This is a genomic window from Paenibacillus aceti (assembly GCF_003614185.1).
Taxonomy (GTDB): Bacteria; Bacillota; Bacilli; order Paenibacillales; family Paenibacillaceae; genus Fontibacillus; species Fontibacillus aceti.
Genome location: NZ_KZ987724.1, coordinates 3,225,319 through 3,250,788, shown reverse-complemented (window position 1 = coordinate 3,250,788; position 25,470 = coordinate 3,225,319). Strand labels below are relative to the sequence as shown.

The 25,470-nt window shown below is 49.1% G+C and carries 24 protein-coding genes and 1 tRNA gene; 16 read left to right on the top strand and 9 right to left on the bottom strand.

The features are described from left to right. The first annotated feature begins 8 nt into the window (after positions 1-8). Positions 9-191, top strand: coding sequence for a hypothetical protein (locus BFJ94_RS14475; protein ID WP_120463299.1), 183 nt, complete (start codon positions 9-11; stop codon positions 189-191). A gap of 62 nt (positions 192-253) precedes the next feature. Here BFJ94_RS14475 and BFJ94_RS14470 read toward each other — a convergent pair whose 3' ends face one another. Beyond that, on the bottom strand, positions 254-880 hold the full coding sequence (locus tag BFJ94_RS14470) for a DUF1796 family putative cysteine peptidase (protein WP_120463298.1): 627 nt from the start codon (positions 878-880) through the stop codon (positions 254-256). Positions 881-1,054: 174 nt separating this feature from the next. On the opposite strand from BFJ94_RS14470, the gene BFJ94_RS14465 reads away from it, so the two are divergent. The 3 genes from BFJ94_RS14465 to BFJ94_RS14455 are packed head-to-tail and all read left to right on the top strand — an operon-like array spanning position 1,055 to position 2,847. Continuing rightward, on the top strand, positions 1,055-1,390 hold the full coding sequence (locus tag BFJ94_RS14465; protein ID WP_120463297.1) for a hypothetical protein: 336 nt from the start codon (positions 1,055-1,057) through the stop codon (positions 1,388-1,390). Positions 1,391-1,399: 9 nt separating this feature from the next. Next, positions 1,400-2,470 (top strand): glycosyltransferase family 4 protein, encoded by a 1,071-nt coding sequence (locus tag BFJ94_RS14460; RefSeq protein WP_338044297.1) that lies wholly within the window; start codon positions 1,400-1,402, stop codon positions 2,468-2,470. 14 nt (positions 2,471-2,484) lie between these two features. Beyond that, positions 2,485-2,847, top strand: a complete 363-nt coding sequence (locus BFJ94_RS14455) for a hypothetical protein (protein ID WP_120463296.1) — start codon at positions 2,485-2,487, stop codon at positions 2,845-2,847. Between the two features lie 44 nt (positions 2,848-2,891). On the opposite strand, the gene BFJ94_RS14450 is transcribed toward BFJ94_RS14455, so the two are convergent. Continuing rightward, positions 2,892-3,839, bottom strand: coding sequence for an NAD-dependent epimerase/dehydratase family protein (locus BFJ94_RS14450; RefSeq protein ID WP_229716834.1), 948 nt, complete (start codon positions 3,837-3,839; stop codon positions 2,892-2,894). A gap of 167 nt (positions 3,840-4,006) precedes the next feature. Between BFJ94_RS14450 and BFJ94_RS14445 the strand changes: the two genes are divergently transcribed. Beyond that, positions 4,007-4,936, top strand: coding sequence for a YhcN/YlaJ family sporulation lipoprotein (locus BFJ94_RS14445; protein ID WP_120463294.1), 930 nt, complete (start codon positions 4,007-4,009; stop codon positions 4,934-4,936). A 77-nt stretch (positions 4,937-5,013) separates the two neighbouring features. Here the strand turns inward: BFJ94_RS14445 and nagA are convergent, their stop codons facing one another. The 3 genes from nagA to BFJ94_RS14430 are packed head-to-tail and all read right to left on the bottom strand — an operon-like array spanning position 5,014 to position 7,789. After that, positions 5,014-6,189, bottom strand: coding sequence for an N-acetylglucosamine-6-phosphate deacetylase (gene nagA, locus BFJ94_RS14440; RefSeq protein ID WP_120463293.1), 1,176 nt, complete (start codon positions 6,187-6,189; stop codon positions 5,014-5,016). After that, complete coding sequence (gene nagB / locus BFJ94_RS14435) at positions 6,189-6,914, bottom strand: glucosamine-6-phosphate deaminase (protein ID WP_438803674.1); 726 nt, start codon at positions 6,912-6,914, stop codon at positions 6,189-6,191. Before nagB ends, nagA begins: the two co-directional genes overlap by 1 nt. A 5-nt stretch (positions 6,915-6,919) precedes the next feature. Then, on the bottom strand, positions 6,920-7,789 hold the full coding sequence (locus tag BFJ94_RS14430) for a MurR/RpiR family transcriptional regulator (protein ID WP_120465245.1): 870 nt from the start codon (positions 7,787-7,789) through the stop codon (positions 6,920-6,922). 212 nt (positions 7,790-8,001) lie between these two features. Here BFJ94_RS14430 and BFJ94_RS14425 point away from each other — a divergent pair, with 212 nt between their 5' ends. Together BFJ94_RS14425 and BFJ94_RS14420 are read left to right on the top strand one after the other, a co-directional pair. After that, positions 8,002-8,454 (top strand): MarR family winged helix-turn-helix transcriptional regulator, encoded by a 453-nt coding sequence (locus BFJ94_RS14425; RefSeq protein WP_229716833.1) that lies wholly within the window; start codon positions 8,002-8,004, stop codon positions 8,452-8,454. Positions 8,455-8,673: 219 nt separating this feature from the next. Further along, positions 8,674-8,898, top strand: a complete 225-nt coding sequence (locus BFJ94_RS14420) for a helix-turn-helix domain-containing protein (protein WP_009225122.1) — start codon at positions 8,674-8,676, stop codon at positions 8,896-8,898. 511 nt (positions 8,899-9,409) lie between these two features. Here the strand turns inward: BFJ94_RS14420 and BFJ94_RS14410 are convergent. Continuing rightward, positions 9,410-9,670: a hypothetical protein gene (locus BFJ94_RS14410; protein WP_120463291.1), complete on the bottom strand. Its 261-nt coding sequence runs from the start codon at positions 9,668-9,670 to the stop codon at positions 9,410-9,412. 108 nt (positions 9,671-9,778) lie between these two features. Continuing rightward, positions 9,779-11,134, bottom strand: coding sequence for a dipeptidase (locus tag BFJ94_RS14405; protein ID WP_120463290.1), 1,356 nt, complete (start codon positions 11,132-11,134; stop codon positions 9,779-9,781). Positions 11,135-11,353: 219 nt separating this feature from the next. Here BFJ94_RS14405 and BFJ94_RS14400 point away from each other — a divergent pair, with 219 nt between their 5' ends. The 3 genes from BFJ94_RS14400 (at position 11,354) to BFJ94_RS14390 (ending at position 14,500) form a co-directional block, all read left to right on the top strand. Then, complete coding sequence (locus BFJ94_RS14400; protein ID WP_120463289.1) at positions 11,354-12,589, top strand: peptidylprolyl isomerase; 1,236 nt, start codon at positions 11,354-11,356, stop codon at positions 12,587-12,589. Between the two features lie 178 nt (positions 12,590-12,767). Beyond that, positions 12,768-13,520, top strand: coding sequence for a class I SAM-dependent methyltransferase (locus BFJ94_RS14395; RefSeq protein ID WP_120465243.1), 753 nt, complete (start codon positions 12,768-12,770; stop codon positions 13,518-13,520). After that, the gene (locus BFJ94_RS14390; RefSeq protein ID WP_120463288.1) at positions 13,517-14,500 is read left to right on the top strand and encodes an MBL fold metallo-hydrolase; all 984 of its coding nucleotides are present in this window, start codon (positions 13,517-13,519) and stop codon (positions 14,498-14,500) included. Before BFJ94_RS14395 ends, BFJ94_RS14390 begins: the two co-directional genes overlap by 4 nt. A gap of 67 nt (positions 14,501-14,567) precedes the next feature. On the opposite strand, the gene BFJ94_RS14385 is transcribed toward BFJ94_RS14390, so the two are convergent. Further along, a complete protein-coding gene (locus BFJ94_RS14385) occupies positions 14,568-15,131 on the bottom strand; it encodes a phosphatidylglycerophosphatase A family protein (RefSeq protein ID WP_120463287.1) in 564 nt (187 codons plus the stop codon). 151 nt (positions 15,132-15,282) lie between these two features. Between BFJ94_RS14385 and BFJ94_RS14380 the strand changes: the two genes are divergently transcribed. From BFJ94_RS14380 to BFJ94_RS14365, 4 genes are all read left to right on the top strand, one after another. Continuing rightward, entirely contained in the window at positions 15,283-16,344 is a 1,062-nt protein-coding gene (locus BFJ94_RS14380) for a GerMN domain-containing protein (RefSeq protein ID WP_120463286.1), read from the top strand. A 232-nt stretch (positions 16,345-16,576) separates the two neighbouring features. After that, positions 16,577-17,335: a ribonuclease PH gene (gene rph / locus BFJ94_RS14375; RefSeq protein WP_120463285.1), complete on the top strand. Its 759-nt coding sequence runs from the start codon at positions 16,577-16,579 to the stop codon at positions 17,333-17,335. Beyond that, a complete protein-coding gene (locus BFJ94_RS14370; RefSeq protein WP_120463284.1) occupies positions 17,335-17,970 on the top strand; it encodes an XTP/dITP diphosphatase in 636 nt (211 codons plus the stop codon). Before rph ends, BFJ94_RS14370 begins: the two co-directional genes overlap by 1 nt. A gap of 354 nt (positions 17,971-18,324) precedes the next feature. Continuing rightward, the gene (locus BFJ94_RS14365; protein ID WP_120463283.1) at positions 18,325-22,107 is read left to right on the top strand and encodes a glycosyl hydrolase family 18 protein; all 3,783 of its coding nucleotides are present in this window, start codon (positions 18,325-18,327) and stop codon (positions 22,105-22,107) included. Positions 22,108-22,178: 71 nt separating this feature from the next. Here the strand turns inward: BFJ94_RS14365 and asnB are convergent, their stop codons facing one another. Then, a complete protein-coding gene (gene asnB / locus BFJ94_RS14360) occupies positions 22,179-24,023 on the bottom strand; it encodes an asparagine synthase (glutamine-hydrolyzing) (RefSeq protein ID WP_120463282.1) in 1,845 nt (614 codons plus the stop codon). A gap of 150 nt (positions 24,024-24,173) precedes the next feature. On the opposite strand from asnB, the gene BFJ94_RS14355 reads away from it, so the two are divergent. Next, the gene (locus BFJ94_RS14355; protein WP_120463281.1) at positions 24,174-24,482 is read left to right on the top strand and encodes a hypothetical protein; all 309 of its coding nucleotides are present in this window, start codon (positions 24,174-24,176) and stop codon (positions 24,480-24,482) included. A gap of 113 nt (positions 24,483-24,595) precedes the next feature. Next, positions 24,596-24,669: transfer RNA gene (locus BFJ94_RS14350), tRNA-Arg, on the top strand. Positions 24,670-25,470: the final 801 nt, after the last annotated feature.

The following is a 25,470-nucleotide window of genomic DNA, read 5'->3' as shown; positions in this document are numbered from 1 at the left end:
GTGATGTGATGAGCAATCGCTTTATGGTCGCCTCGGATTTGTATAATCGGATCTTCACCGTACAATCCTCCAATCCGGAGGTAGAGGTGGATTATGTAATATGGAATCGGCTATTTGCACTGTTACCGCGGGATTACCAGCTGCCCGACAACACGGTTCTATCCCTGCGCCCCGGTGATCCTAAGCTATAAGACATGATTTAGCCAATGGGTTCGATGGCTGGCACAGTTTGGACCCATTGGCTCTTCCCGGCCTATTCTTCTATACGGATTCCTTTGAAAATTCGCGACCAATGCCGATTATTCCCGTTCCATACTTCTCCATCTGGAATGAGCAGAGAGCATACCTTGTCCAGAGGCGAGTGGCTGTCAACAATCCCTGGAACAGCAGCGTGGTTAACTAGCAGTAGACGATAATCATGAACGACAATTTGCGATAATACGGAGTCCAGGGTACGAATCTCCTCAAGTGTGCTGCCCGTATGAACGAACAGAATGAGTTTACTAGTTGATATTTTCTCCAGAAAACGGTTCACTCTACGATCGTACTTTGCTTTGACTTCCGGGTAAGCGAGCAGTTGGGTTTCCGTGTTGTTATGAGTGAAGAAATCGTGATTGAAGTATAGGTGATAATAATTGTCTTCTACCAGGAACAGGCGTTCACTTACTCTGGATTCGACTCTCAAGTGGTTGTAATCCATAAATCCTTCAAAACGGTTCAGCAGCATCCGGTTCAGGTCGGCTATTTGCTTAAAAGCTAGCCAGTCGAGAGGTCCAGAATAGGGGCGCAATCCGTTTCTTTCCAGCTGAATGGCAGGAAGACAATTGTTCCCTAAGCTGAAGACGGCCTGATATTTCCCTTTTAATTCATGAAATAGCATGGCTGGAAGCCTCCTAGTATTTTCTATAATCTATTAGATGCTTCATTCGGATCATTGCTTGGACCAATGTATGAAGACTAGAGAAATAGGTGGGGGAGATAGATGGATAGCCTGTGCAAATTGCTTCAGCAAGCATACGATAATAGAAATTATTAGATTCTTGGAGGCCTAGTCATGTCCATTCTGCGATTAAATTCGGTAGATCATGGTGCGGTGGATTCACGTTATATTCAAGCCTTTGATCTGGAGCTGTGCAATCTGGGCGGCGAAGGATTCGAGATGCTTGTTACGGTCTATACGCCAAGCGGTTTATTGTATCGCGGGCTCTATCATTTGGCCCAGGGCGTTAGTGTGATTATTCCGCGCATTACGACGCAGTTCTTGCCATTTCAATTAATAATGGTGACGAATATTAATAAGTATGACACTACAGCTGTAACGATGAGAGCCTGGAACGGCGGCCAGCCTGTGGCTATATTCACTCAGGAAGAGGCCGTCAGAATTAATTAGCTGGTGGAGGTGGGCGCACTGAACGTACTGTTTGTATTTTTCGTACCGAGCGGTGGAATGGATTCGATCAATCGGCAGCGTTGTCAGGCATTGCGCCGTTACGGAATTCAAGCGGATTGTCTGTACTATAATTGGGGTGCCGGGATGCAGAACCCTTCTGATTTTCCCATCTATATTACAGAGGACGATTATGAAACTAAGCAAATTCTTGATCGGGGAAATTATCAGACGATTATTGTAACGACGGATCATAAATGCTTTGAGAGATTTCGCAATCTGGGCTATTATGGAAAGTTCATCCTGGAAATTCAAGGATATGGGCCGAAGGAGGTCGCCCGCCAGAAGTTGACCGAAGCGATACCTATCGTAAATACGCATGCCTCGGCGCTACTAAATCCGAGAACACCGCATATTGCTGCTCTATTCAATGAATTGTATCCCTATATTCCGCATTTTAATTTCAACAATTGCTTCGATTCCGATCATTTCACATATCAGCCTGTCTATAGTCCACAGCATCCGATTATCGCTTGGGTAGGAAGGATGGAGGACAATAAAAACTGGCGGGAATTCCTCGTGATTGGCCATCAGCTAAGCCATTATTATCCGGATCTTGAGCTTCTGATGTTCGAAGATATCAACTTATCAATTCCGTCGGAACGTGAGCAGTTCATGCAGATCGCGAGTTATTTGAATCTGCATAGTCGGATCCGGTTGCTCTCGAATGTGCCCAATTCCGATATGAAATATTATTTCTCTACGGTGGGCGAATCCGGCGGCTTTCTGATCTCCACCTCCAAGGTGGAAGGAGCGCCGCAATCTCTTCTGGAAGCGATGAGCTGTAGATGTCCTGTGCTGGCTACAGATTCAGATGGGGTAGCTACCTCCATTATTCATAATGTAACGGGGAAGAGTTACGCCTTGGGCGATATCGGCCAGGCGATCATCGAGGCCAGGGATTTGATCGAGAATCATGCGAGAAGGGAATATATCAGGGATTCTGCGTATCACCATATCCGGACTGAGTTTGGAATTGAGCAATACTGTAACAATTTCATCCATATGCTGCACAGTATTTGAATGGGGGGATATAGATGAAGCAAGGGGCTGCGAGAGGAACCTTTGAGCCTTTTATCGTCGGACCGAGAGAAGTGGCTCTGACATCCATAGATATCGCCAGGGTGGTTCCCGGACAGCAGATTCAGCTCAAGCTTGAAATTGGTTGGGAGAAGCCGATCCATTGGGATACGGGAGAGATGGAGATCGTCGTTAGCAGGGATACGCCGAAGGGCCCGATTATCTACTGGACACAAGAGGCCTGCTATGAGAAGTGCCTGATGATTGACACCTATTCGGAAGCGGCAACGAAGGACCATCATAGCTACTATTTGAGCGTGCGCTCCGAGGAATCCAGAGCGGTTATGACAGGACCCTATTATCTGACTTATTCAATTTAGTATTGTTAAGCCGGCCCATGGCTAGTAGGGTCGGCTTATTTGTATTATTTTTCGGTAACAGGTGGATTGAAGGGGGGCGATGACATCACATAGCGGTAGGTCTCTTCCAAGCCTTGAAGCAATGTATGGGAGGGCTGCCAATGCAGCAACTGAGAGGCTCTGGAATTGGACAAGCAGCTATGCCGGATATCTCCTGGTTTGGCTGCGCGATGAGTCACTTGAATGGGCTCTGGATGGAGTTGGCCCAGCAGCTTGATCAGATCATTCAGAGACGTCCGCTTGGCCGTACTGGCATGGATCACATCCCGCAATTCATCGCTGCCAGCGGAGATAATCGCGCTTACGACATCCTCCACATAAATAAAATCCCGGGTCTGCTCTCCATCCCCGTTCACGGTAAGCGGGAGCCCTTGTTTTAACTTATCCATAAATATGGCGATGACACCGCCTTCTCCTTTAGCGGTTTGCTCCGGTCCATACACATTAGCAAGACGCAATATGGTATAGGGCAGACCGAATAAGCTGTTGAATAGGGCTATATAATACTCTGCCGTCAGCTTGGACAACCCGTAGAAGGAAATCGGCTTGACCGGGGCGGATTCGAGCAGCAATTCCTGGTCAGTCTCCCCATAAACTCCTGAGGTGGAGGTGAATATCAGCTTGCCAACCTTAGCTTCCCGGCAGGCAAATAGCATGTTTAAGGTTCCACCTACATTGACATCCAGATCGAAGGCAGGGTCCAGAACAGAACGCTGTACATCGGCCTGCGCCGCTAGATGCACCATCAATGAAGGCTGGATCTCGGTGATCCGCTCCCTGGCCTCGGCAGAGCGGATATCGAGCACATGCAGCTTCGCTTCCGGATGCAAGCGTTCCTTGCTTCCTGTGCTTAAATTATCTATAACATGGACTTCATCCTGCCGCTCAATGAATCGCTTCACCAGATGAGAGCCGATAAAGCCGGCTCCGCCCGTTATGACTACTCTCTTCAAGTCTTTATCCTCCCTTAAAATCCGCATAATATGTATCGTATGTGGAGGCGGAGGCTTTGGCGCCAAGCATAGACAGTGCGGTTAAGTTTTACCTGAATTTCGTATTCACGATAGGCGCATCCTAAGTCCTGTTCATAATAAAAATTATTGAGATAGGGGATGACTACATGCGAGGACACAAAATCATCAGCTTATCGCTCTCTGCTGCTCTTATCGCAGGTATGGTCAGTATTACGGGATGCGGTACAACGACGAAGAACAATAATGTCCGGACCCAAAGTTTACGTCAGACCGAGCATCGCTATGATGTAAATTCCGTGAAACCTGGAAACCGGATGTTCACGCGCAGTGCTGGCCATGGAACAACACAACGCATTCATTCTTTGAAATCCAGTCCGATTCTGAGCAATAAAATTTCCGGGCTTGCCGATGTGCGGACCGCGCACGTATTAGTATCAGATCGAGATGCGTATGTAGCCTTGACTTTGCATGACAACAATGGGGTGAATCGTAGCTCCGGGATTTCAGCAAAGGGACTGGGGAACCCTTTAAACTCTACAGGAATTTCTCGTACTCGGGGAACAGGCATGAATGGGATTACTAATGGTACAAGAGGAGGAACCGGTGCCTACGGGATGAACGGGACTTATGGCACCAATGGATTGCATGGGGTCAACACGAATGGGCTTAACGGGACCTATGGAACTTATAATACCAATATGGGGGGAACCCGTGGAGGAACCATGAATCGTTCCATGAGTCCGTTCAGCACGAACACGAATAATAACACTGGAACTGTAAGGGATCATGTTCCGCAGCATGTGAAGGATGAGATTACGCAGAAAATCAAGAAGACCGCACCGCATATCCAGAATGTCTATATCTCCTCCGATCCGGATTTTGTAACGGAGGCAGGTGGATATACGACCCAATCCCGTGACGGAGCTTCGCTTAACGGATCTATTAGCAATTTCGAACGGATCGTGGAGCGTATCTTCCCTGGGCGGACGGGCACAATGACGGGGCCAAGCGGGTATACACCGAGTGGAGTGAATAATACAACTACAGATGGATACCGCACGAATATGCATCGCTAAGTATCTCTTTTGAACGAAAAAAAGGAGGCTCCCTTTATCAACAAAGGAGCCTCTGTATATTTTTATAGAAGTTATTGTTATTCCTCGAATTTACGTCCTTTAATCCAGACCTGCTGTAATTCAAGATCGTTGTCTATCATAAGTAGGTCGGCTTGCTTACCTGTCTCAATGGAGCCGGTGATATGGCTCATGCGCAGTAATTTGGCCGGGTTGACACTCGCTGCTTCGGAAGCTCGCTCGATTGAAAGGCCAACCTCCTGTACAAGGTAACGGAAGCCGCGGATCATCGTAAGCGTGCTGCCGGCAAGCGTTCCTTCGCTTTCCTTCAACGTACATACATTATCCTTAACGACTACAGGAAGATCGCCGAGCATGTAATCGCCGTTGCCGAGTCCAGCGGCTGACATCGCGTCCGTGATCAACAGTAGATTATGGTCTGTCTTCACGCTGGCCAGCAATTTGATCGCCGCTTTATGCACGTGAATACCATCGGCGATAATCTCCGCGCTGATCGCCGGAGTACTTAGAATCGCTCCTGCTGTGCCCGGTTTACGATGATGCAGTGGAGTCATCGCATTGAACATATGCACGGAATGGTTCAGTCCGACCGCCTGAGCAGACATAATCTCTTCATAGGTAGCGTCAGTATGTCCCGCAGCCGCAGCAATTCCCTTCTTACGAAGGTAACGGATCAAATCATGGGAGCCCTCGCGTTCCGGTGCGAAGGTGACTTGCTTGATCAGGCCGGGATACTGCTCTTCCCATTGCTCTATCCAATCCTTGTTCGGAGGAACGATATGAGTCGGGTTCTGGGCGCCAGGCCATTTGGGACTGATGAACGGTCCTTCCAGATGGACACCGCCGAGCTGAGCATACGGCATATCACTGTGCATGTAGTTATTGACTTCAGCCAAGACTCCATCGAGTACATCCTTCGGCATGGTCATTGTCGTAGCTAACATGAGAGTTGTTCCCTGACTGGCATGAAGCTTGGTGATGGCATCAAAGCCCGCCTTGCTCGGTTTGGAGAAATCCTCCAGCATGCCGCCATGTACATGGACATCGATAAATCCAGGCAAAATATATTTGCCCGCAGCATCGACGGTTTCTAGCTGTGCTGCTTCAGGAGGTACGCCGTCTGCTGTTCCGACATAAGTGATGACTCCATCCTGTATGGTGACCGCTCCATTAGCGATGATGCCTTTAGGGGTTACAACCTTGGCATGAGTGATTTGAAAATTATAATTGCACATTATACAAGACTCCCTGCTTCTTGGTCTAAAATTACAACGACATTCGGATGAGTCTGCAAGAAGGAAGCTGGACATTGGGTAGTGATCGGCCCTTTGAGCGCTTTGGCTACGATTTCAGCCTTGTCTTTGCCCTTGGCCATTAACAGGATTTGTTTTGCCTTCAGGATTGAACCGATCCCCATAGTGATCGCATGCGTCGGCACTTCATCAATGGAGTTGAAGAAGCGGGCATTCGCCTGGCGTGTGCGTTCATCCAACGTGACGATATGCGTCTGAGCTTGCAGTTCTTCGTCTGGCTCGTTGAAGCCGATATGCCCATTATGCCCAAGTCCGAGCAATTGAAGATCAAGCTGTCCCACTTCATCCAGCAGATGATTGTAGGTATCGGCCGCTTGTTGAGCCTCGTTGGAACTGCCGGAAGGAACATGTGTGTTCTCCAGCGGCATATCAATATGGTTGAACAGCTTCTCGTTCATGAAGCGTCTGTAGCTCTCAGAATGATCCGCAGGCAACCCGATGTATTCATCCAGATTGTAGCTGCTTGCCAGCTTGAAGCTAAGTACACCTTCGTTGTACAGCTCGATTAATCTCTTGTACACCCCGACTGGTGTGCTACCGGTGGCCAGACCCAGCTTGGCTCGTGGGTTGGTCTGTAGCAGGCTGGCAATGATACCTGCACCTGTCTCGTTAAATTGCTGCTCATTGTTAACTTTAATAATGTTTATCATAATTAATAACCTCCTTGTCGTTTTCTGTAGGTTTGAACATTCTGGTAAGAATTCTCCAGCTTAGGTATGAAATCTTCAAATTCCATGCTGACCATGCCTGTGAACAGAATATCGATCACGTGAAGTTGTGCGATGCGTGACGCCATATCGCCACGGCGCATACCTTTCTCAAGTGAAGAAGAGAATAGGGTTATATCAGCAAGAGAAGCGAGTTGATTGTTGCCATACTGCGTCAGTGAGATCGTGATAGCACCGCTATCCTTGGCGCATCGAAGCGCGTCGATCGTCTCCGGGGTTTCTCCAGAGTAGGAGATAGCCAGCGCGACATCGTCCTCCCCCAGTGTTGATGCGGAAGTGATCTGCATATGCGAATCTGAGAAGGCCGTACAATTCTTGCCGATACGGATTAATTTCTGGTAGAAATCCTGGGCGATCATCGCTGAGGTTGCCACCCCGTAGAGATCAATACGCCCGGCTTTGCACAGGATTCGAACCGCCTGCTCAAGCTCATTCATATCGAGCAGTCTCGTTGTGTCGGTAATGGAAGCGACATGATTGGCCTCAATAGCTTTGACAATTTCATGCAGATCAGTACCTGCTTTCAGGTCCTGATATTGATTTACCTCCGTTTTCTGGCCTAATTCACCAGCGAGCTTCATTTTGAAATCGGGAAAGCCCTTGAAATGAAAGGTTTTGCAAAATCGGGTTACGGTTGACGGGCTGATGCTACAAGCCAGAGCCAGCTCGGTAATCCCCAGATGAATCACGGAGGAAGGGGCCTGCAAAATGTATTCTCCAAGCCTGCGCTCTTGGGGAGGTAAATGGTCTAGGTTGCTGGAGAGCGCATGCAAGATGGGGGTGAGCAACGGAATCACCTTCTTTTATGGTGAATTTTTGATGAAAATTATTTTTATGATTATTATTAAATGTATGAAAATTATTTCGACTTCATCATAGTTGATTTCACTGTGAAAATCAAGTAATAAACGCACATCGAGCCGGGAAATATGACAGTTTCCTTGTGTTTTCGACGTCGCCATAATACACTTGAATCAGGCATTACGGTTCGAAGAGGGGGATAATATTGAATTCGAATCTTGATGATGAATATGTAGAGCGGCTAATGACCTCCTGGTCCAAGACCTTCCGCAAAATGCAGAGCGAAATTATGCAGCATCGGGATCTTGGCTTAACCGGCCCGCAGTTCCATATGCTCGCTCTGATAGCCCGAACAGATTCATGCAATGTGAGCTATCTGGCTGATGCGCTGGAAGTAAAGCCTAGTGCCATCACGGTTATGGTCGATCGCCTGGTTCAGAATGGCTATGTTCAGCGCCGTCATGATGAGCAGGATCGCAGATCGGTGCTTCTGTCGGTGACGGAGGAAGGGGCGGAAGTATTCGAGGAGGCAGGGAAGAAATCCAGGGAAGTGCTCAAGAGCTACCTCCAGGAGCTTAGCTCTCATCAACTTGATGTGTTGCTTCAGGTAACAGAGAAGCTGGCCAATATGGGACAATCTCATGAGGCCCCGGCTTGAAAGTTCACTTAAGCTTTACATGAAATAGGAAACCGTCCTGGGAGTGATATCCGGGGACGGTTTTTTATTGGGTGAAGTCTTAATAAGCCCGCGAACCATGCATTTAGCGCCTATTTTGCTGATGTACGGCACCAATAGTCTGATCTCTTCATAAAATGTCTTGACTGTATCCCTTAACCTTGTAAACCACAAAACCCGAGCAAGGAGGGGTGACGCATTTTGAAGAGTAGCGATCGTAACAGCAAATTTCTGTTAACTCATCGTGAACGGGAAGTTTTCGAACTCCTCGTACAGGATAAAACGACCCGCGACATTGCCGGCCAATTATTCATCAGCGAGAAAACCGTCCGGAACCATATTTCCAACGTGATGCAAAAATTGAATGTCAAGGGTCGCGCGCAGGCGGTTGTTGAGCTGATCAAGCTTGGGGAGCTAAAAATCTGACGGTTTTACCAAGGGCGCAGAGAACATGGACCTTCTTTTTCCAATAGCTTATCTGGAAAGAGGAGGTTTTTTGTTTGGACTAAAGAAGTGGAGATAATGGCTTGTCTTTGTGAAAATGCGTTGGCATCAGATTAACAAATTAATTTCCATGATATGGAAATCTACTTTGCATTTCGTTCTAATCATGAAATCAATGCCGATTATTCCGTCAAATCCATAAGACTCTTGTATAGATCCGAGTTGTATAGGAAAATCATTCAAAACAAAATGTTCAAATTGAAGTTTAGGGATGATTTGTTCATAACAAATTTCACTTCTTCCCCCTACTCCATACATTCGTTTTGCTTTGCCGTTTATGAAGTCAATGGAATATCTAATTGGGCGAGCGCGTCGGTGTCAAATACGGTTGCGGCACAGCCAGTATCAAAGAGGAGGTTAGGCAAAAGAATCGATTGATTGTTGCAGGATAAGTTCATAGAGACAATCGGCAATCCTTTTTGTAGATGTATCTTCATGCACGTTGCCGAACCCCTGAGAAAAATTCTTCAACAACTTCTACATCATTTCGGCTGGTATGAAATACATAAAGTTCACGTGTCGGGTGCAGCTTATGCAAATGTTTATAGCCATCCCAAGCTTCTTGAGGATTGTCGTAATTCTGAATAACCGCCATATCCTCCAATTGACGTATTTGGTTATTAGAGTATGCTTTGATTGCTTCCACCAATACAAAACGACAAGGGTGTAATTCAGTAATTTCTGCCCATTTCATCGGCTTCACCTCGCTTGTTTATAGTATCTTTATTGTAGCATAAAAGACTATCCTTCTGTTCATCTGTGGATGATAGAGGATAGCCTTTTATTTTTTCATTCCCCCATACTACAGGGATTTGAGATATTCAACGATGGTCAACAGACCTTTGTCGAAGTTATCGAGATTGAAATGCTCGTTTGGAGCATGCAGGTTCTCGTCTGGGAGACCGAAGCCCATCATGACGGCTGGTGCTTCGAGAACACGGGATAACGTCTCTACGATTGGAATCGAGCCGCCATCCTTGGTGAACAGGGCGCGAGTTCCATATACTTTCGAGTAAGCGTCAGCAGCCTTCTGCAGCAGTGGGATATCCGGATCAATGTTGAAGGCATGCGCCTTCTCCATTTGCTTCACGACCAGCTTGGCACCTGGTTGGACGCGTTGCTGCAGATGAGCTTCGATTTTATCGAGAATATCCTGCGGATCTTGCTCGCCCACCAGACGGCAGGTAATCTTGGCATGAGCTTCCTTCGGAATAACCGTCTTGCTGCCTTCTCCTTGGAAACCGCCATAGACGCCATTCAATTCCAGGGTTGGCCGTACACCTGTCCGCTCTGTGAAGCTGTAGCCTTCTTCGCCATAGAGTGTATCCAGTCCAAGGCTTGCTGCCAGCTTGCTCTCATCCTGACTGCTCTTGGCGATTTCTTCTCTCAATTCAGCAGATAGCTCAGGCGTGCCTTTGTAGAAGCCATCCACAGCTACGCGCCCTTTGTCGTCATGCAATGAAGCGAGCAAGGCAACCAAGGCATGCAAGGCATTAGGAACCCCGCCGCCGAATGTACCGGAGTGCAGGTCAGTATTCGCGGTATGCACGCTGACTTCCAGAGAGCAGAGGCCGCGAAGTCCGGTGCAGATCGCCGGTCTGCCAGGGGCAAGCAGTGAAGTATCGGAGATGACGACGACATCCGCTGCCAGCTTATCCTGATTCTTATCCAGGAAGATCGGCAGATTCGGGCTGCCCACTTCTTCTTCCCCTTCGATGCAGAATTTGATATTCACAGGGAGCTGCTTCTCTTGCTTCAGGATGGCTTCCACAGCCTTGATATGTAGGAACATTTGTCCTTTGTCGTCTGTAGCGCCACGGGCATAGAGCTTGCCGTCACGAATCGAAGGCTCGAATGGTGGCGTATCCCACAGATTCAGCGGATCAATTGGTTGTACGTCATAGTGTCCGTATACGAGTACGGTTGGTTTCCCAGGGGCATGCAAATATTCGCCATATACGATAGGATGTCCAGCTGTAGGGTTAACCTCTACGTTCTCCATCCCGGCGCTACGCATAGCTTCGGCAATCCACTCGGCCGCCTTTTGTACATCGCCTTTATGCTCGGACAGAGCCGAGATGCTAGGAATCTTTAACAGTTCCGTCAGTTCATTCAGATGAGTCTGGCGGTTATTTTGGAAATAATTTTGATAATCCATTTTGACAGTTCCTCCCGAACATATTTTCCTTTTCATTTTACTACTTTTTGCGCAAGAACAGAAATGTACCTTCCTATAGTGTTGATTTTACACAAAAAACCATCCAAATATTTTTTTTTATGATTCTTTAAGGTTATACTCAGACAAATCTGTTAAAGTCATAGAAGTGAAATGGTTTACAAATAAGAGATGGAATTTAAGAAGGGAGTCACAGGCTGAATGGAAGACAAAGAGAAGGATCTGAAAGGGACTGGGAATCAGGGGGAGCCGCAAGGCGAACCGAAGAACGGTCACGAGGATTTGACCGGACAAGCTGTTCCCGAGAAGGATAATGAGAATTCAACTGAGGCTGATGCTCTGGCAGAGGCTCTGGAGAAGAATCAGACAAATATACAAGATACGCAAGACGAGAGCTCGACGGAAGCCGTTACGGCTGGAGAAGAAGAAGGGGCGATTGCAGAACCAGATGATCGGGTGGAGCATCCTAGCTGGACTTCATCTCAAGAGCCGGAGGGTGCAAGCAAGTCAGGTTCCAAGGTTTGGCCGATCGTATCGCTGGTGCTCGCAGTCCTGCTCGTTATTGTGCTGATTAAACCGCCTTTTGCCAGCAATAAAGCGGAGGCTGTAGCTACCGTGAATGGAGTTGAGATCTCGAAGGATACATTGCTTGAGGAATTAGCTTCTTCCGGTGGCGGCGAGACTGCGCTCGATAACTTGATTAACCGTGAGCTTGTCAATCAGGAAGCGAAGAAAGCGAATATTAATATTACTGCTGCTGATATTGATAATGAAATCGCGGAATACAAAGAGGGCTACGACACGGAGGAAGCGTTCACTCAGGCGCTGGAGTCTTCCGGCATCGCATTGGATCAGTTAAAAGAGCAGATTGATATGCAATTGAAATTGACTAAGCTGCTTGAATCGAAGGTTACTGTGACGGATGAGCAGATTAAGGAAATTTTTGAACAATATAAAACAGTCTTTGATACACCGGAGCAAGTTCGTCTATCTAATATTCTCGTAGGTACGGAGGATGAGGCGAAGGAGATTGTTAAGCAACTGAAGGACGGAGCGGATTTCGCTGAGCTGGCCAAGACTAAATCTCTCGATACAGCCACGAAGGAAAGCGGCGGTGATACCGGTTTATTCAGTAAAGGAACTAAAGAAGAGGCCATTGAGGAAGTGGCCTTCAAACTGAAGAAGGATGAGGTTAGCGCTCCGATCAAGACCGAAGAGGGCTATCAGGTTATCAAGCTGACTGAGCATAAAGAAGCCCATCAAGCGACCCTGGAAGAGAAGAAGGATGAAATCCGCAAAGGGCTTGTCTCACAGGAAATCTCGAAAATATTCTCCACCTGGTTAGAAGAAGTACGCAGCAAGGCAAAAATTACGAATAAGCTAACGGATCAGGGGGACACAACGGCAAAGGCGAATGATACGGCTGCTGCAAAATAAAATATTGAACTAGAAGGGGAGGGGCATCATTGTATGCTCCTTTCTTTTTTTGCAGTTATATCGTTATTTACTCGGATAATTCAATTTGCCGCTTTGAGTTCGAGAGGAGATTCGGTACAATGAAGGGAAAATGAATGCTTTAGCTTGGATGGAGCTGCTTAGAGAGGGGAAGAGGGTAATGGCAGAATGGTATGAACAGAGCTTCGGAGAGGACTATTTGCTCGTATATAAGCATCGTGATTTTCAGGGGGCGAAGCATGAAGTACATAAAATGATCTCCTGGCTGGGGCTTCCGGCGGGAGCCAAAGTGCTCGATCTCTGCTGCGGGATGGGCCGGCATGCGATGGCACTAGAAGAGGCGGGGTATGAGGTGACGGGTGTTGACCTGTCCGAGGTGTTGCTGCGTGAAGCAAGAAGCAATGATCCCGAGCAGCGGATCACCTGGTTGCAGGCAGATATGAGAAATTTGCCGCTGTCTGGTGGGTTTGATGCGGTGGTGAATCTGTTCACCTCATTTGGCTACTTCGAACAGGATGCCGAGCACATCAAGGTGCTGAAGCAAGTGCGCAGAATGCTGAAGCCGGGCGGACAATTCATTATAGATTTCTTGAATCCGGAGTATACGAAGGCGCATCTGGTGCCGGAATCCGAGCGTTTGGATGAGGGGCAGCTGATCAAAGAGCGGCGTATTATCGAGGACGGCTATGTGAAAAAAAGAATTGAGATTATCGATCAGACGCAAGCCGCAGGTTCAGCAGCTGAACCAAGGCATTATCTGGAGCGGATCAAGCTGTACTCTCAGGAGCAGTTCGCTGCGATGCTGGCGGAGGCAGGCTTAGTGCTAGAGAAGGTCCATGGAAGCTATGACGAGGATTCCTTCGATCCACTTACATCACCGCGGATGATTATGGTAGGAGCGATTGCGGAATGAATTCACAAATAGAGGCATGGGAGGAATACGGGCTTACCCGCGTTCCTGTATCGATGGCGCCCCCGCTGCGTTATGTGAACAGCTATGTGCTGCGCGGCGAAGAAGGAATTACGATCATCGATCCCGGACCGCATACGGCAGCCACGGAGGCAGAGTGGCGCGAATTTATGCGGGAGCTGAAGCTTGACCCGAAGGATGTGAGCTCGATCATTATCACTCACCATCATCCGGATCACTACGGGCTGGCCGGGTATTTGCAGCAGTGGAGCGGAGCGCCAGTCTACATGTCGCACCGTGCGCATGAAGAGACGCTGCGGATGTGGGGAGCAGCGAGCACGATGAATGAAGATCTGTTGAAGCTGTATAGGGAGCATGGCATGCCGGCTGACTGGACAGCGCAGCTTCCGGCGCATATGGAGAGCTTCATGCCGCAGGTGAATCCGACTGCTGAGGTTTCATATATCCATGAAGGAGATCAGATTAGGATGGGCGGGCAGAGCTGGCGGGCGATAGAGACTGCCGGGCATGCGCCGGGCCATTTATCTTTTTATGATGAGCGACGGGGGCTAATGCTATGCGGGGATGCCGTTCTGCCGCAGATCTCGCCGAATGTGAGTCTGATGCCGGGAAGCGATCCGCAGCCGCTGGAGTCCTTCATGAACTCGCTTCGCAGGTTGGAGCAATATGAAGTGGCGCTTGCATTTCCTGGCCATAGACGGCCGTTCTCGCATTTTGCTGAGCGGATCTCCATGCTGCTGAAGCATCATGAGGAGCGCCTGGAGGTCATTGCAGCGATGCTGGCGAAGCAGCCGTTGAGTGGCTTTGCGGTTTGTACAGGCCTGTTCGGAACCGGACTAGGTATTCATCAGATGCGATTTGCCATGTCAGAGGCGTTAGCACATCTGGTGGAGCTAGAGCGGCGCGGTTATGCTGTACAGATTCCTGCTGAAGGGGAGACGGCGTTATTTGTCCAAAAATAAAGAGGTTGCCTGTGAAATCTTGTCGATTTCACAAGCAGCCTCTTATTGTTATCCGTTTTAATTAAGATTAGTTAAGATCCTCTTCGTCAAATTCCCCGCCATTGTCAAGCTCTCGTTCCGCCTGCTTGCGATGGGCGATCCGACTGCTGGCCGAGGCGGCGATAGCACCGACGATATCGTCCAGGAAGGTGTTGATAGGTCCGAGCGACTTGTCGTTCAATCGTTCCAGCACACCTGGCTTTAGCTTGTCTACATAACCATAATTGGTGAAGCCGATGCTGCCATAGACATTCACAATCGAGAAGGCCAGAATTTCATCTACACCATACAGCCCTTCGTCATGGGAGATCATGTCCTGCAGTTCGGGAATCAGCGCGCCTTGCTCCGCCAGGATATCCAGCTGGATCCCGGTAAGCACCGCATTTTGCACCTCTCTCTTCGTCAGCACCTGTTCGACATTATGTACACATTCCTCCATCGTCAGGTTCGGATAGTATTTCTGCTGGAGAAACATAACCAGCTCTGCGATTTCTTCAACGGTTACGCCGCGTTTATGTAACCAGGACTTGGTCGCATCGGCAACTTTCTTACTGTTCAGACTATAAGGCGTTTTTTCTTTTGGTTGATCCATGTACCGTCACCTCTACTCCTTAATAGTTCCATCATGATGGCATGATGCAGTATTTCCTCTTCCCGCAAAAATAATATAGTTATTTTTCAAAAAGGGGCTCGTATATATAGTAATACAAAGCGTAGAAAATTGTTAGGGAGGAACCCAGGTTATGAAATGGAACCGCCAGATTCGAAATTCGGCCATGGCTAGTATGTTGGCCTTGCCGCTCGTATTATCAGGATGCAGCCTGTTTGGTACAAGCCCCTCGAAACAGATTGATCCGCCGCCCGCAGATATCGAAGCGCAGATGATGCAGAGTACAGGCTCTGTCGATCAGACAAGCCTGGCCGTTGGAGCTGAAGTCTCGACCGTATATTTGCAGAATGCTCATGGCTTGCTTGCTCCCGTATCCCTGCACTTGCCGCAAGGGGACGCGACAGCGAAGACGATGGCCGCGTTGGAGGCGTTGGTAAGCGAAGGCGCCTATGCCAAGCTGATCCCAGCAGAATTCAAAGGAGTGCTCCCCAAGGGCACAGAAGTGAAGGCCGTGACTTTGAAGCCCGATGAGAAGCTGGCGGTCGTGGAATTCAACAAGGAATTCAGCAATTACTCGGCAGCCGATGAACGGAAAATTGCTGAGGCGCTCACCTGGACCTTGGTCGATAATCCTGAAATCCAGAATGTACAGCTATGGATGGACGGGGCCAAGCTGAATGAAATGCCTGTAGCCGGGATGCCGCTGGACAGACCTCTAAACCGTTCATTAGGTATCAATCTGCAGCTTGACCGGGAGACGAATCTATCTCAATCGAGCCCGGTAACGATCTTCTTCTCGGCGGCTACGGAGGAAGGGACCGCGTATTTCGTACCGGTGACTCGCTTCGTCCCCTATGGGAGCGATCTTGTGGCCGCTGCGATTGATGAGATGATCAAGGGGCCTATTAAGGGAGACGGGCTGGAGAATGTGCTTACCCAGAATACGCTTCTCGATGGAGTAGAGCGCTCTGACAACGGGGTAGTTACGGTATCCATCAAGGATGATATGTTCGAGCCGGGGGAGAAACTGCCCGCTCAAATGATGCAGTCGCTGGTGCTGACCATATCGGAGAATGCCGCGCAGGATAAGGTGCGTATCTGGCTAAATGGAGAGAAGGATGTGCTCGGAACGGACAATCAGAACTATGGACAGCCTGTGATGCGCCCGCAAGGGATCAACGACATTCCGTTATAAATTTAAGCTTAGGAGGGCGCAAATCGTGTCCCTCCTTTATTTTTACAGGAGTCTGCTTGAACGGATTCCCTGCCTATTTTGGATAATTACAGGAAGATTAGGCTATGGTAAAGAATGGTCTGGAAAAGGAAGTTTCTTTCCCACAAATGAAGCGAAAAGATGCTTTTATCTTTACATTTTGGTAGAATAGGGAAGCGAACAGACAGCATGATAAATGTAGGAGGCAATTATAATGAGACCTAACGGACGTGAAGTAAATGAACGGCGGCCGATGAAATTGACCGTAAATATAAATAAATATGCAGAAGGCTCTGTGTATATTGAGGTTGGGGATACCAAAGTTATATGCACGGCAACCGTTGACGAGAAGGTTCCGATGTTTATGAAGGGACAGGGAAAAGGCTGGATTACTGCGGAATATTCCATGCTACCTCGGGCGACACAATCCCGTAATCAGCGTGAATCGGCCCGCGGCAAGCTTAGCGGCAGAACGATGGAGATCCAGAGGCTGATCGGCCGTTCATTGCGTTCGGTCGTCGACCTTCATGCGCTTGGAGAACGCTCTATTACGGTTGACTGCGACGTGATTCAAGCTGATGGCGGGACGCGCACAGCGTCGATTACCGGCGCATTTGTGGCGATGGCATTCGCTGTTAACAAGCTGGTTCAGAAGCATAATCTGCCTACATTTCCGATTAAGGATTTCCTGGCTGCTGTCAGTGTAGGCATTGTCGGGGAGAATATCGTGCTTGATCTCGAATATGAAGAGGATTCCAAGGCCAAGGTCGATATGAATGTGGTGATGACAGGGCAAGGTCAGTTCGTAGAAGTGCAGGGAACCGGGGAGGAGAACCCGTTCTCGCGTCAGGAGCTTGACCGTATGCTCGAGCTTGCAGAGCAAGGCATTCATGAGATGATATCACAGCAGCAAGAGGCGTTAGGGGCGATTGCTCTCAAAATCAGTGCGGATCAGACAGGAGGACAGGCATAGTGGGGTTGGACGGTAATGTGATTATAGTAGCGACCCGGAACCAGGGCAAGGTTCGTGAGTTCGCCCATGCGCTTGGATTTCTGAACAAGCCGGTGAAGAGCATGTATGACTTTCCCGATGTACCGGAAGTGATCGAAGACGGAGAGACCTTTGCTGATAATGCGCGCAAGAAGGCTAAAGAAGTGGGTGATCGTCTCGGTCAGCCCGTGCTTGCCGATGATTCCGGGCTCTGTGTGGATCAGCTGGATGGAGCTCCGGGAGTCTACTCGGCCCGTTATGCCGGGGAGGACGCATCGGATGAAGCTAACAATGAGAAGCTGTTGAAAGCGCTGGAGCGCATACAGCAAGGGGAGGACACCGACCAGCCGCTGCTGAGCACGGCGAGATTCGTATGCCATTTGGCACTGTATGATCCGGCCACCGGACAGTTTATCGAAGCTGAGGGCTCCGTGGGTGGCTGGATTACTGCAGACCCTGCGGGGGCAGGTGGCTTCGGTTATGATCCTCTGTTCTATCTGCCGGAGTATGAGAAGACGATGGCGGAATTGAGCATTGAGGAGAAGCAGGCGATTAGTCACCGTGGGGCTGCGCTTCGTCTCTTGGCCGAGAAGCTGGAGCAGCGTGATCGTCAATAGAAGCTTGGAGCAGACAAGGCTTGACTCGTGAGGAAATCTCCTTTCGGGTCAAGCCTTTTTTGTGTTATGGTCCCTCATTATTGTAAGTTTTTATCCCTGAATAATATAAAATTATCCCTTCCGTTCTTTCTCGAGAGGTCGCATGATTTAATGTAACTCCCAAGAAACCGATAACCCTAGAGACCATTTCATGATAAAAAGGGGAGATGTCACTACAAGAAAGTGAACTAGTGAATCTGACGTCCAGCGATAAAGGAGGGAGACAGCATTTATATACCGTTTTAGGTAACCGCTTTCAACAAACTTGATTTTGAAATAGAATATGGAAATTTAAGTTTATAGAGGGGTGACTAAATGCGCGTTTTTTTTCGTAAAAAGTTTTTCCGGGCCACAATCATTGTTCTAACTTTCCTCCTAGCCTTTGGCCCATTGCTGGATTCCTCGCAAATCTATGCCGCAGAGACAGAACCTGCAGATCAACCGCTTGAAATAACTCAACCCGTAGAGCCGATAGAGCAAGAACCACCCGAATCGATAGACAGCAAAGAAACAGAGAGTATTGAGACTAAAACAGAGGAGGCTGATCCCCAAGAAGAAATAAACAGCGAAGAAGATGCCGAGGTGAAAACGGGACCTACGAATCTTCGGTATGAGGAAGTGACGCATAACAGTGTTAAGTTAGCCTGGGATTTTATTGAGGATGATGATAATGACATCGATATTTGGGATGCTGATACAGGAGGTTGGCTTAATTGGGGAAATCTCTGGAGCAGATCTGTTGGTGGTTTAGAGCCGGAGACAACCTATCGAGTATATATTACTTGGAATAAAGATCGACCTTCGCATGATTATAAGAGCAATATTTTAGAGTTCACCACCACTGCCGATACGAGCGAATATAAGGACCCGCCATTAACCCCGCCGAGCTATTTGCGAATCACCGATATCACCGATCAGGACATAACTCTGTCCTGGGGTTCAAGCCCTAAGGCAACAGGATATGATCTATATGTTAACGATAACTGGATCATGGGTACCTGGGAGAACAGCGCGACGACTGCTACTTATTCAGTAAGCGACTCGATTGAGGTGGGAACCAAGCTTACTTTCCGGGTCGGGGCTCAGAATCAGGGAGTTCCGCCGTCTGCTCCTAGTAATGCAGTGACAATATCGTGGGGAGCACTGGAAGCGCCGCAGGCTCTGCAGGTCATTACAGCGACGAGGCAGACCGTCTCACTCGGATGGGCGCCAGTATCAGGAGCTACGGCGTATGATATTTACATGGACGGTACCTATCTCGGCAGTAGCGAGAATAACCGCTATGTCGCGAGTGGGCTGGAGGAAGGCAAGACATATTCCTTCACCGTCATGGCCAAGAACAGTCTATGGGAGTCACCACTGAGCCAGGTTGTATCAGCTGTACCAGGTGCCGATTATACACTGGTTAGCTATTATACCGCGTGGTCGGTGTATGGACGGGAGTTTTATCCCGAGGATGTAGATGTATCGAAGAGCAGCCATATCAATTATGCATTTGCTGATATTTGCTGGAAGAAGTTTGGCTCCAGGCCAAATGCATGCCAGAACGAGGATATTCCCCTGCAACAAGATTACGTCTACGATGGTGAGATTATCATCGGTGATAACGAGGTCGATTTAGATAATTTTGCTAAATTCAGGGCGATTCGTTCGGCTCATCCGCACTTGAAGCTCATGGCTTCTGTTGGCGGTTGGTCCTGGTCGAAGAATTTCTCCAATATGGCTGCAGATGAGATTACTCGGCGCGTTTTTGCTAATTCGATCGTAAAATTCCTGCGCGAGTATCAATTTGACGGCATTGATATCGACTGGGAGTACCCGGTTGAGGGGGGAGATGAATCGAACTCCAGAAGGCCGGAGGATAAGCAGAATTTCACGCTGATGATGTCGGCGATCAGAGATGCGCTGGATGCGGCAGGGTCAGAGGATGGGAAGTATTATCTTCTGTCGATGGCATCGGGACAAGCGGAAAGCTTCATTGAGAACGCTGATTTTGCCAATTCTGTGGCTTATCTCGATTTCATTAATATCATGACCTATGACTTCAGCGGCAGCTGGCAGACCTTAGCAAACCATAATTCGCCACTGTACTATGACAAGAATTTACCTGCCAAAAGCGCCCCTAAAAGTGCCCCGAGAAATAATGTAAGAGGTGCGCTTCTGGGCCATCTGAACGGAGGCGTTCCTAATTACAAGCTGGTTGCGGGTGTGCCTTTTTACGGAAAGGGTTGGGAAGGCTGTCCAGCCAATGGAGAGTACCAGATCTGTACGACAACGACGACCTCCTTTGGTACCTATGAGACCGGACTATTCGATTATTTCGATCTGGATCGCAATTACGTGAATAAGGAAGGGTATAAGCGTTATTGGAATGATGCGGCCAAGGTGGCGTATGTGTACAATCCGGATAAACAAGTCTTCATTACTTTTAACGATGAGAATACTATGGCGTATACGGCTTCCCTGGTAAAAACGCTGGATATCGCCGGAACGATGAACTGGGATATTAGCGGGGATCGCGATAATAAGCTGGTTACGGTGTTGAACGAGGCGCTGCCGATCGACGGCCGGGTGAATGAGCAGGAATTAGCCGCGCCGAAGCTGCTTACGACGAATTCAATCACAGCGAGCTCGGTACAAGTGAAATGGGCTGCCGTAGAAGGAGCCAAGGTCTATGAGGTTTATATAGACGACCAATTCGCGGGTTCCACCGATACCACCAGCTATACGGTGTCGTCATTGACACCTGCCACCAATTATAAACTTCATGTTCTGGCAGTAGACCGGGAGGGGGATAAGATCAACAGAGTGTCCGTGGCCTCGGGAGCATTGAATGCTACGACGTCGTCGGATTCGACTGGGCCGTCAACTCCACCAAGCTCCAGCTCTGGTTCGGGTACAACTTCAACTCCACCTGAATCCAAGGATAAAGGGCTGTTGCCGGTGAAGGTAGCTAAGGAAGGGGACAAAGCGGTCGTTACCCTGCCTGCTGCAGAGACGGTGAAATCCATTAAGAATGCTGGCACCGATTCCTTCAGAATTGCCATTGAGGATGGGGTGAAGCAGGCGGAAATCCTTCTTCCGCAAGAGGTGATTGCGGCTCTATCCCAAATTGACCATGCGGGATTGACTGTAGTGATCCATGGTATGGAGTATGTACTACCTGTGTCGGTATTTCCTGCGGATGCGGCGCTCAAGCTGTCATTAGGTTCGGCTGATTCGGCGGCGGTAGAGGCTATGCAAGGATTGCTGGCTGGCAGGAAGACTTATGGGGAACCGTTCAAGCTCAAGCTAGAGAAATTATCCGCAGACGGGAAGACAGCGGAGCCTGTGTCCTTCGGTAATATTTATGTGAGCGGCAAGGTGAAGTTCAAGGCCGAGGGTGTAAATATGAACTCGATTACAGGCGCGGCGTATATACCGGGCAAGGATCACCTGCATTCTGTACCAGTCTTGTTCGCGAAGGGTGAAGGGATTATAACTGGTGAACTGAAGCTGAATGCTAACGGAATCTTCGTATTACTCGAAAATGGAAGTGGTATCTTCAAGGATGCTGCTCTCGACTGGGCGGCTGCCGATATTTCAGCGGTCGTTACGAAGATGATTACTTCCGGCGATTCCTCTGATCAGTTCGGGGCCAAGCGCCATATTACACGAGCCGAGGTCATCGCAATGATCGTCAGAGGCTTGGGAATTATTTCGCAGGAGAGTAGCACGGCTCCTTATAGCGATGTTAGTCCTGATTCTCCATTTGCTGAGGAAATCCAGGCGGCGAAGCAGGCAGGATTGGTGCAAGGCAAATCCGCGGACCGGTTCGATCCAGACGCGGCAATTACCCGTCAAGAGCTGGCGATCATGCTAGCTAATGCGATGAAATTCATCGGCAAGGAGAATACGGCAAGTCTGACATTACTGGATAAATATCAAGATAGTGCGGAAATCGCTGCATATGCACAGAGCTCAATGGCTCTGATGGTAGAACATCATATTATGAAGGGAGTCTCAGATACTTCTCTATCTCCAAGAACAAATGTGACTAAGGCGCAGATGGCGGTTACGGTGATGAGAATGCTTCGCGCCCTGGAATTATCGAATTAACATAGTTTATAAAAGAGATCGCCCCGTCCGGCCAGGTTATCGACCTGAATCGGGGGGCGATCTCTTTTGGATTAGTGAATGGAAATACGGTAGTGCGATAGCCAAAAGTTAACCTGCGTGAGATAGGCGAAAAGCTGTGGCCCTGACATTAACTGGCCGAACCAGGGCAGATTAGTGGAAGCTTCCGGCGAGGCGGCGATCGAGCGTATTTTATCTGCGTCAATCAGCGGCAGGATCGGTGAAGCAGGATCATCGAGAATATGGAGCATCTGCTCCTTCACTTTGGCTAGATAGTCGGGATGATGGGTTTTCGGATAGGGGCTTTTTTTGCGGTAAAGTACGTCCTCAGGCAGGCTACCTTCCAGCGCTTTGCGCAGAATGCCCTTCTCTCGTCCCCCGACCGTCTTGATCTCCCAAGGGATATTCCAGACGTATTGAACGAGCCGATGGTCACAGAAGGGAACTCGGACCTCTAGCCCAGCACCCATGCTCATGCGGTCCTTGCGGTCCAGCAGAGTCGGCATGAAGCGGGTAATGTTAAGATAGGACATCAATCTCATGCGGGCTTGTTGTTCATCCTCACCGTTTAGATGAGGAACTTCCGCTACGGCTTGGCTGTATCTGTCGGCGACATATTGCTCTGGGCGAATCCAGTCTCTGATCTCGGGCGATAACAGACTGGATCGCAGATCGGTCGCTACTGACCAGGGGAAGGTGCCGGATTCCAGCAATTCCTTGCGGTGGAACCAGGGATAGCCTCCGAAGACCTCATCGGCGGCTTCACCAGAAATGGCGACGGTCGCATTCTGTTTGATCTCTCTGCAGAATAACAGCAATGAAGCATCGACATCTGCCATACCTGGCAGATCGCGAGCCAGAGTCGAGTCTGTCAAAGCGTCGACGAGTTCTGAAGTATTGAAGGTAATCCAGTGATGTTCGGTACCGAACCCATCGACCATGCGTTGGATATAGGGGGCATCCGCCCCGGGCTGAAAGCTATGGGCTTGGAAGTATTGGTCATTGTCCTCATAATCGACTGAATAAGTATGCATCCGGCCTTGGCCGGTCCTACGATAATAATCGACCGCGAGGGCGGTCAGAGCGCTGGAGTCAAGTCCTCCTGACAGCAGAGTGCAGATGGGAACATCGGAAATGAGCTGGCGGTCCATCGTATCCTGTAGTAATGCACGAATATGGGCGGCGGTTTCATCTACACTGTGCTCATGCTCCTGGGCCTCCAGCTTCCAATAGGAAAAGCGGCGCAGTCCGTTGCGACTGAAGAGCATAACCTGTCCGGGCAGAAGCTCCTTGATGTTGCGATAGACCCCGTGTCCGGGGGTTCTGGCAGGGCCGATTACGAAAATTTCAGCCAGCCCCTCGGGGCCAACGGCCGCTTCTACCTTGGGATGCTGGAGCAACGCTTTAGGTTCGGAGCCAAAAATAAATGTCTCCCCGGCTTCACTATAGAAAAGAGGCTTGACGCCTAGCCGATCCCGAGCCAGGAAGACATGCTCCCGCACGCTATCCCATATCGCGAAGGCGAATATCCCATTCAGCCGTTGTACCGCATCCGGCCCCCATTCAATATAGGCCTGAAGCAGAACCTCGGTGTCGCAGTTTGTCCTGAATCGGCGCCCCCGCTGCTGTAATTCCTCCTTTAATTCCGGGGCGTTATAAATCTCTCCGTTATACACGATTGTAAAGGTAGCTTCTTCCTCCTGAATGACCATCGGCTGAGCCCCGTTCTCCGGGTCCATGACGCTCAGTCGGCGATGGCCGAAGGCGCAGGGACCGGAAATCCAGGTACCTTCAGCATCCGGTCCTCTGGATTCGAGGCAGGATGTCATGGACAAGACCAGGTTCGACTCCAGAGTCAAATCCCGGTTCCATTCGATAAAGCCGGCAATTCCGCACATTTGTGGTGTCTCCTCTCTATGATGGCTTCCGTCCCCGTAGCAACCGGGCGAAAAGTAATAACAAATTATGCCGGAAAGGGGCATAAAATGTCTGTCCTCTACGGAAAACTATGACTAAAATAGATGACCAAGCTTGAAGGGAGCGGAAAGATGGACAGGAAGATGTTTTATGTGTCCGTTCAGGGACGTTCAGTGCTCGATGATCCAGAGGCCACTTCTTATGAATGGGTGATACGTGCGACTCCGGAGGAAGCCGATTCGATCAGGTATAAGCTGCAGCAGCTCGGTGAGAAGGAAGAGAGCACCTTCCTCGCATACACTTTCCCTTGGCCAGATAGCCCGGAGGATGTGGTTAACCACAGCTATCAGAGCGTACTTGACGGCTTGTACCGGGAGATTTACCGACTTGGCACCGAGGAGACGAGGCAGCTTCTGCAGCGTGTCGGGTATGAGAATTGATCGCAGTTGTCTTTGCCGCGTTGCTGTGATCCACAATATGTAAATTAACGTTAAATAAAACCTCTTGAAAAATAAGCCAGATGCGATATAATTAATATCGCATTCTTTTTCATGTCCCAGTAGCTCAGCTGGATAGAGCAACGGCCTTCTAAGCCGTCGGTCAGGGGTTCGAATCCCTTCTGGGACGTAGTCAAAAAGCTCGCCATATGGTAGAGCTTTTTTTGTCCCTTGGGATAAGAACCCCTTAGGGGTTCGTCGCAGTGAGCCCAAATGCATCAGCAAATGGGGGGCGAACGGAGTCTCGCACGGAAGTGCGAGTACCCCGACTGGGTCGGTAGTCAAAAGGCACTCCAAGCCGTGCGGAGAGCTTTTTTTGCGTCCTTTGGGATGGGAACCCCTTAAGGGGTTCGTCGTAGTGAGCCCAACTGCACCCAACTGTGCGGTCCTATTTCTAACGAAACACCATAACGCTATTTGCTCCCAAACAACACCAATTCAAATCTAACGAAACACCATAGCGCTATTTTGGAGTAATCAGGCCCTTTGAACACTTATGTCAACCAATAGCGATACCCTGTTTCGTTGCAATTTTCAGAGGCGCTTTTTGTTGCGAATAGCGATACACAGTTTCGTTAGAGTTTGCCGCCAAACTCAGGTTTCGCAAAAGCCTGCAAAAGTGCAGGCTTTTACGCCCGAAATGGGCCTGAAATCACGAATTCCTGCATTTTTGCAGGTTTTTTAACGGATTTCTCCTGATTTCACCGAAATTTAGGGAAAAGCCTGCACTTTTGCAGGAATTTTGCTCAAAGGGGCGTCTAGTGCGTAAAAAGCCTGCAGAAATGCAGGCTTTTCGTATTCCTGCCGGTCTGCCCGCCAGCGCAGCAAGTTCTATCTACCTCACAGCCCCATAGTCTCCACAGAGCCCCCGCAACAATCGCATCAGCACGACAGTCGCAGCATCCCACCAACACAATAACCGCACCAGCAC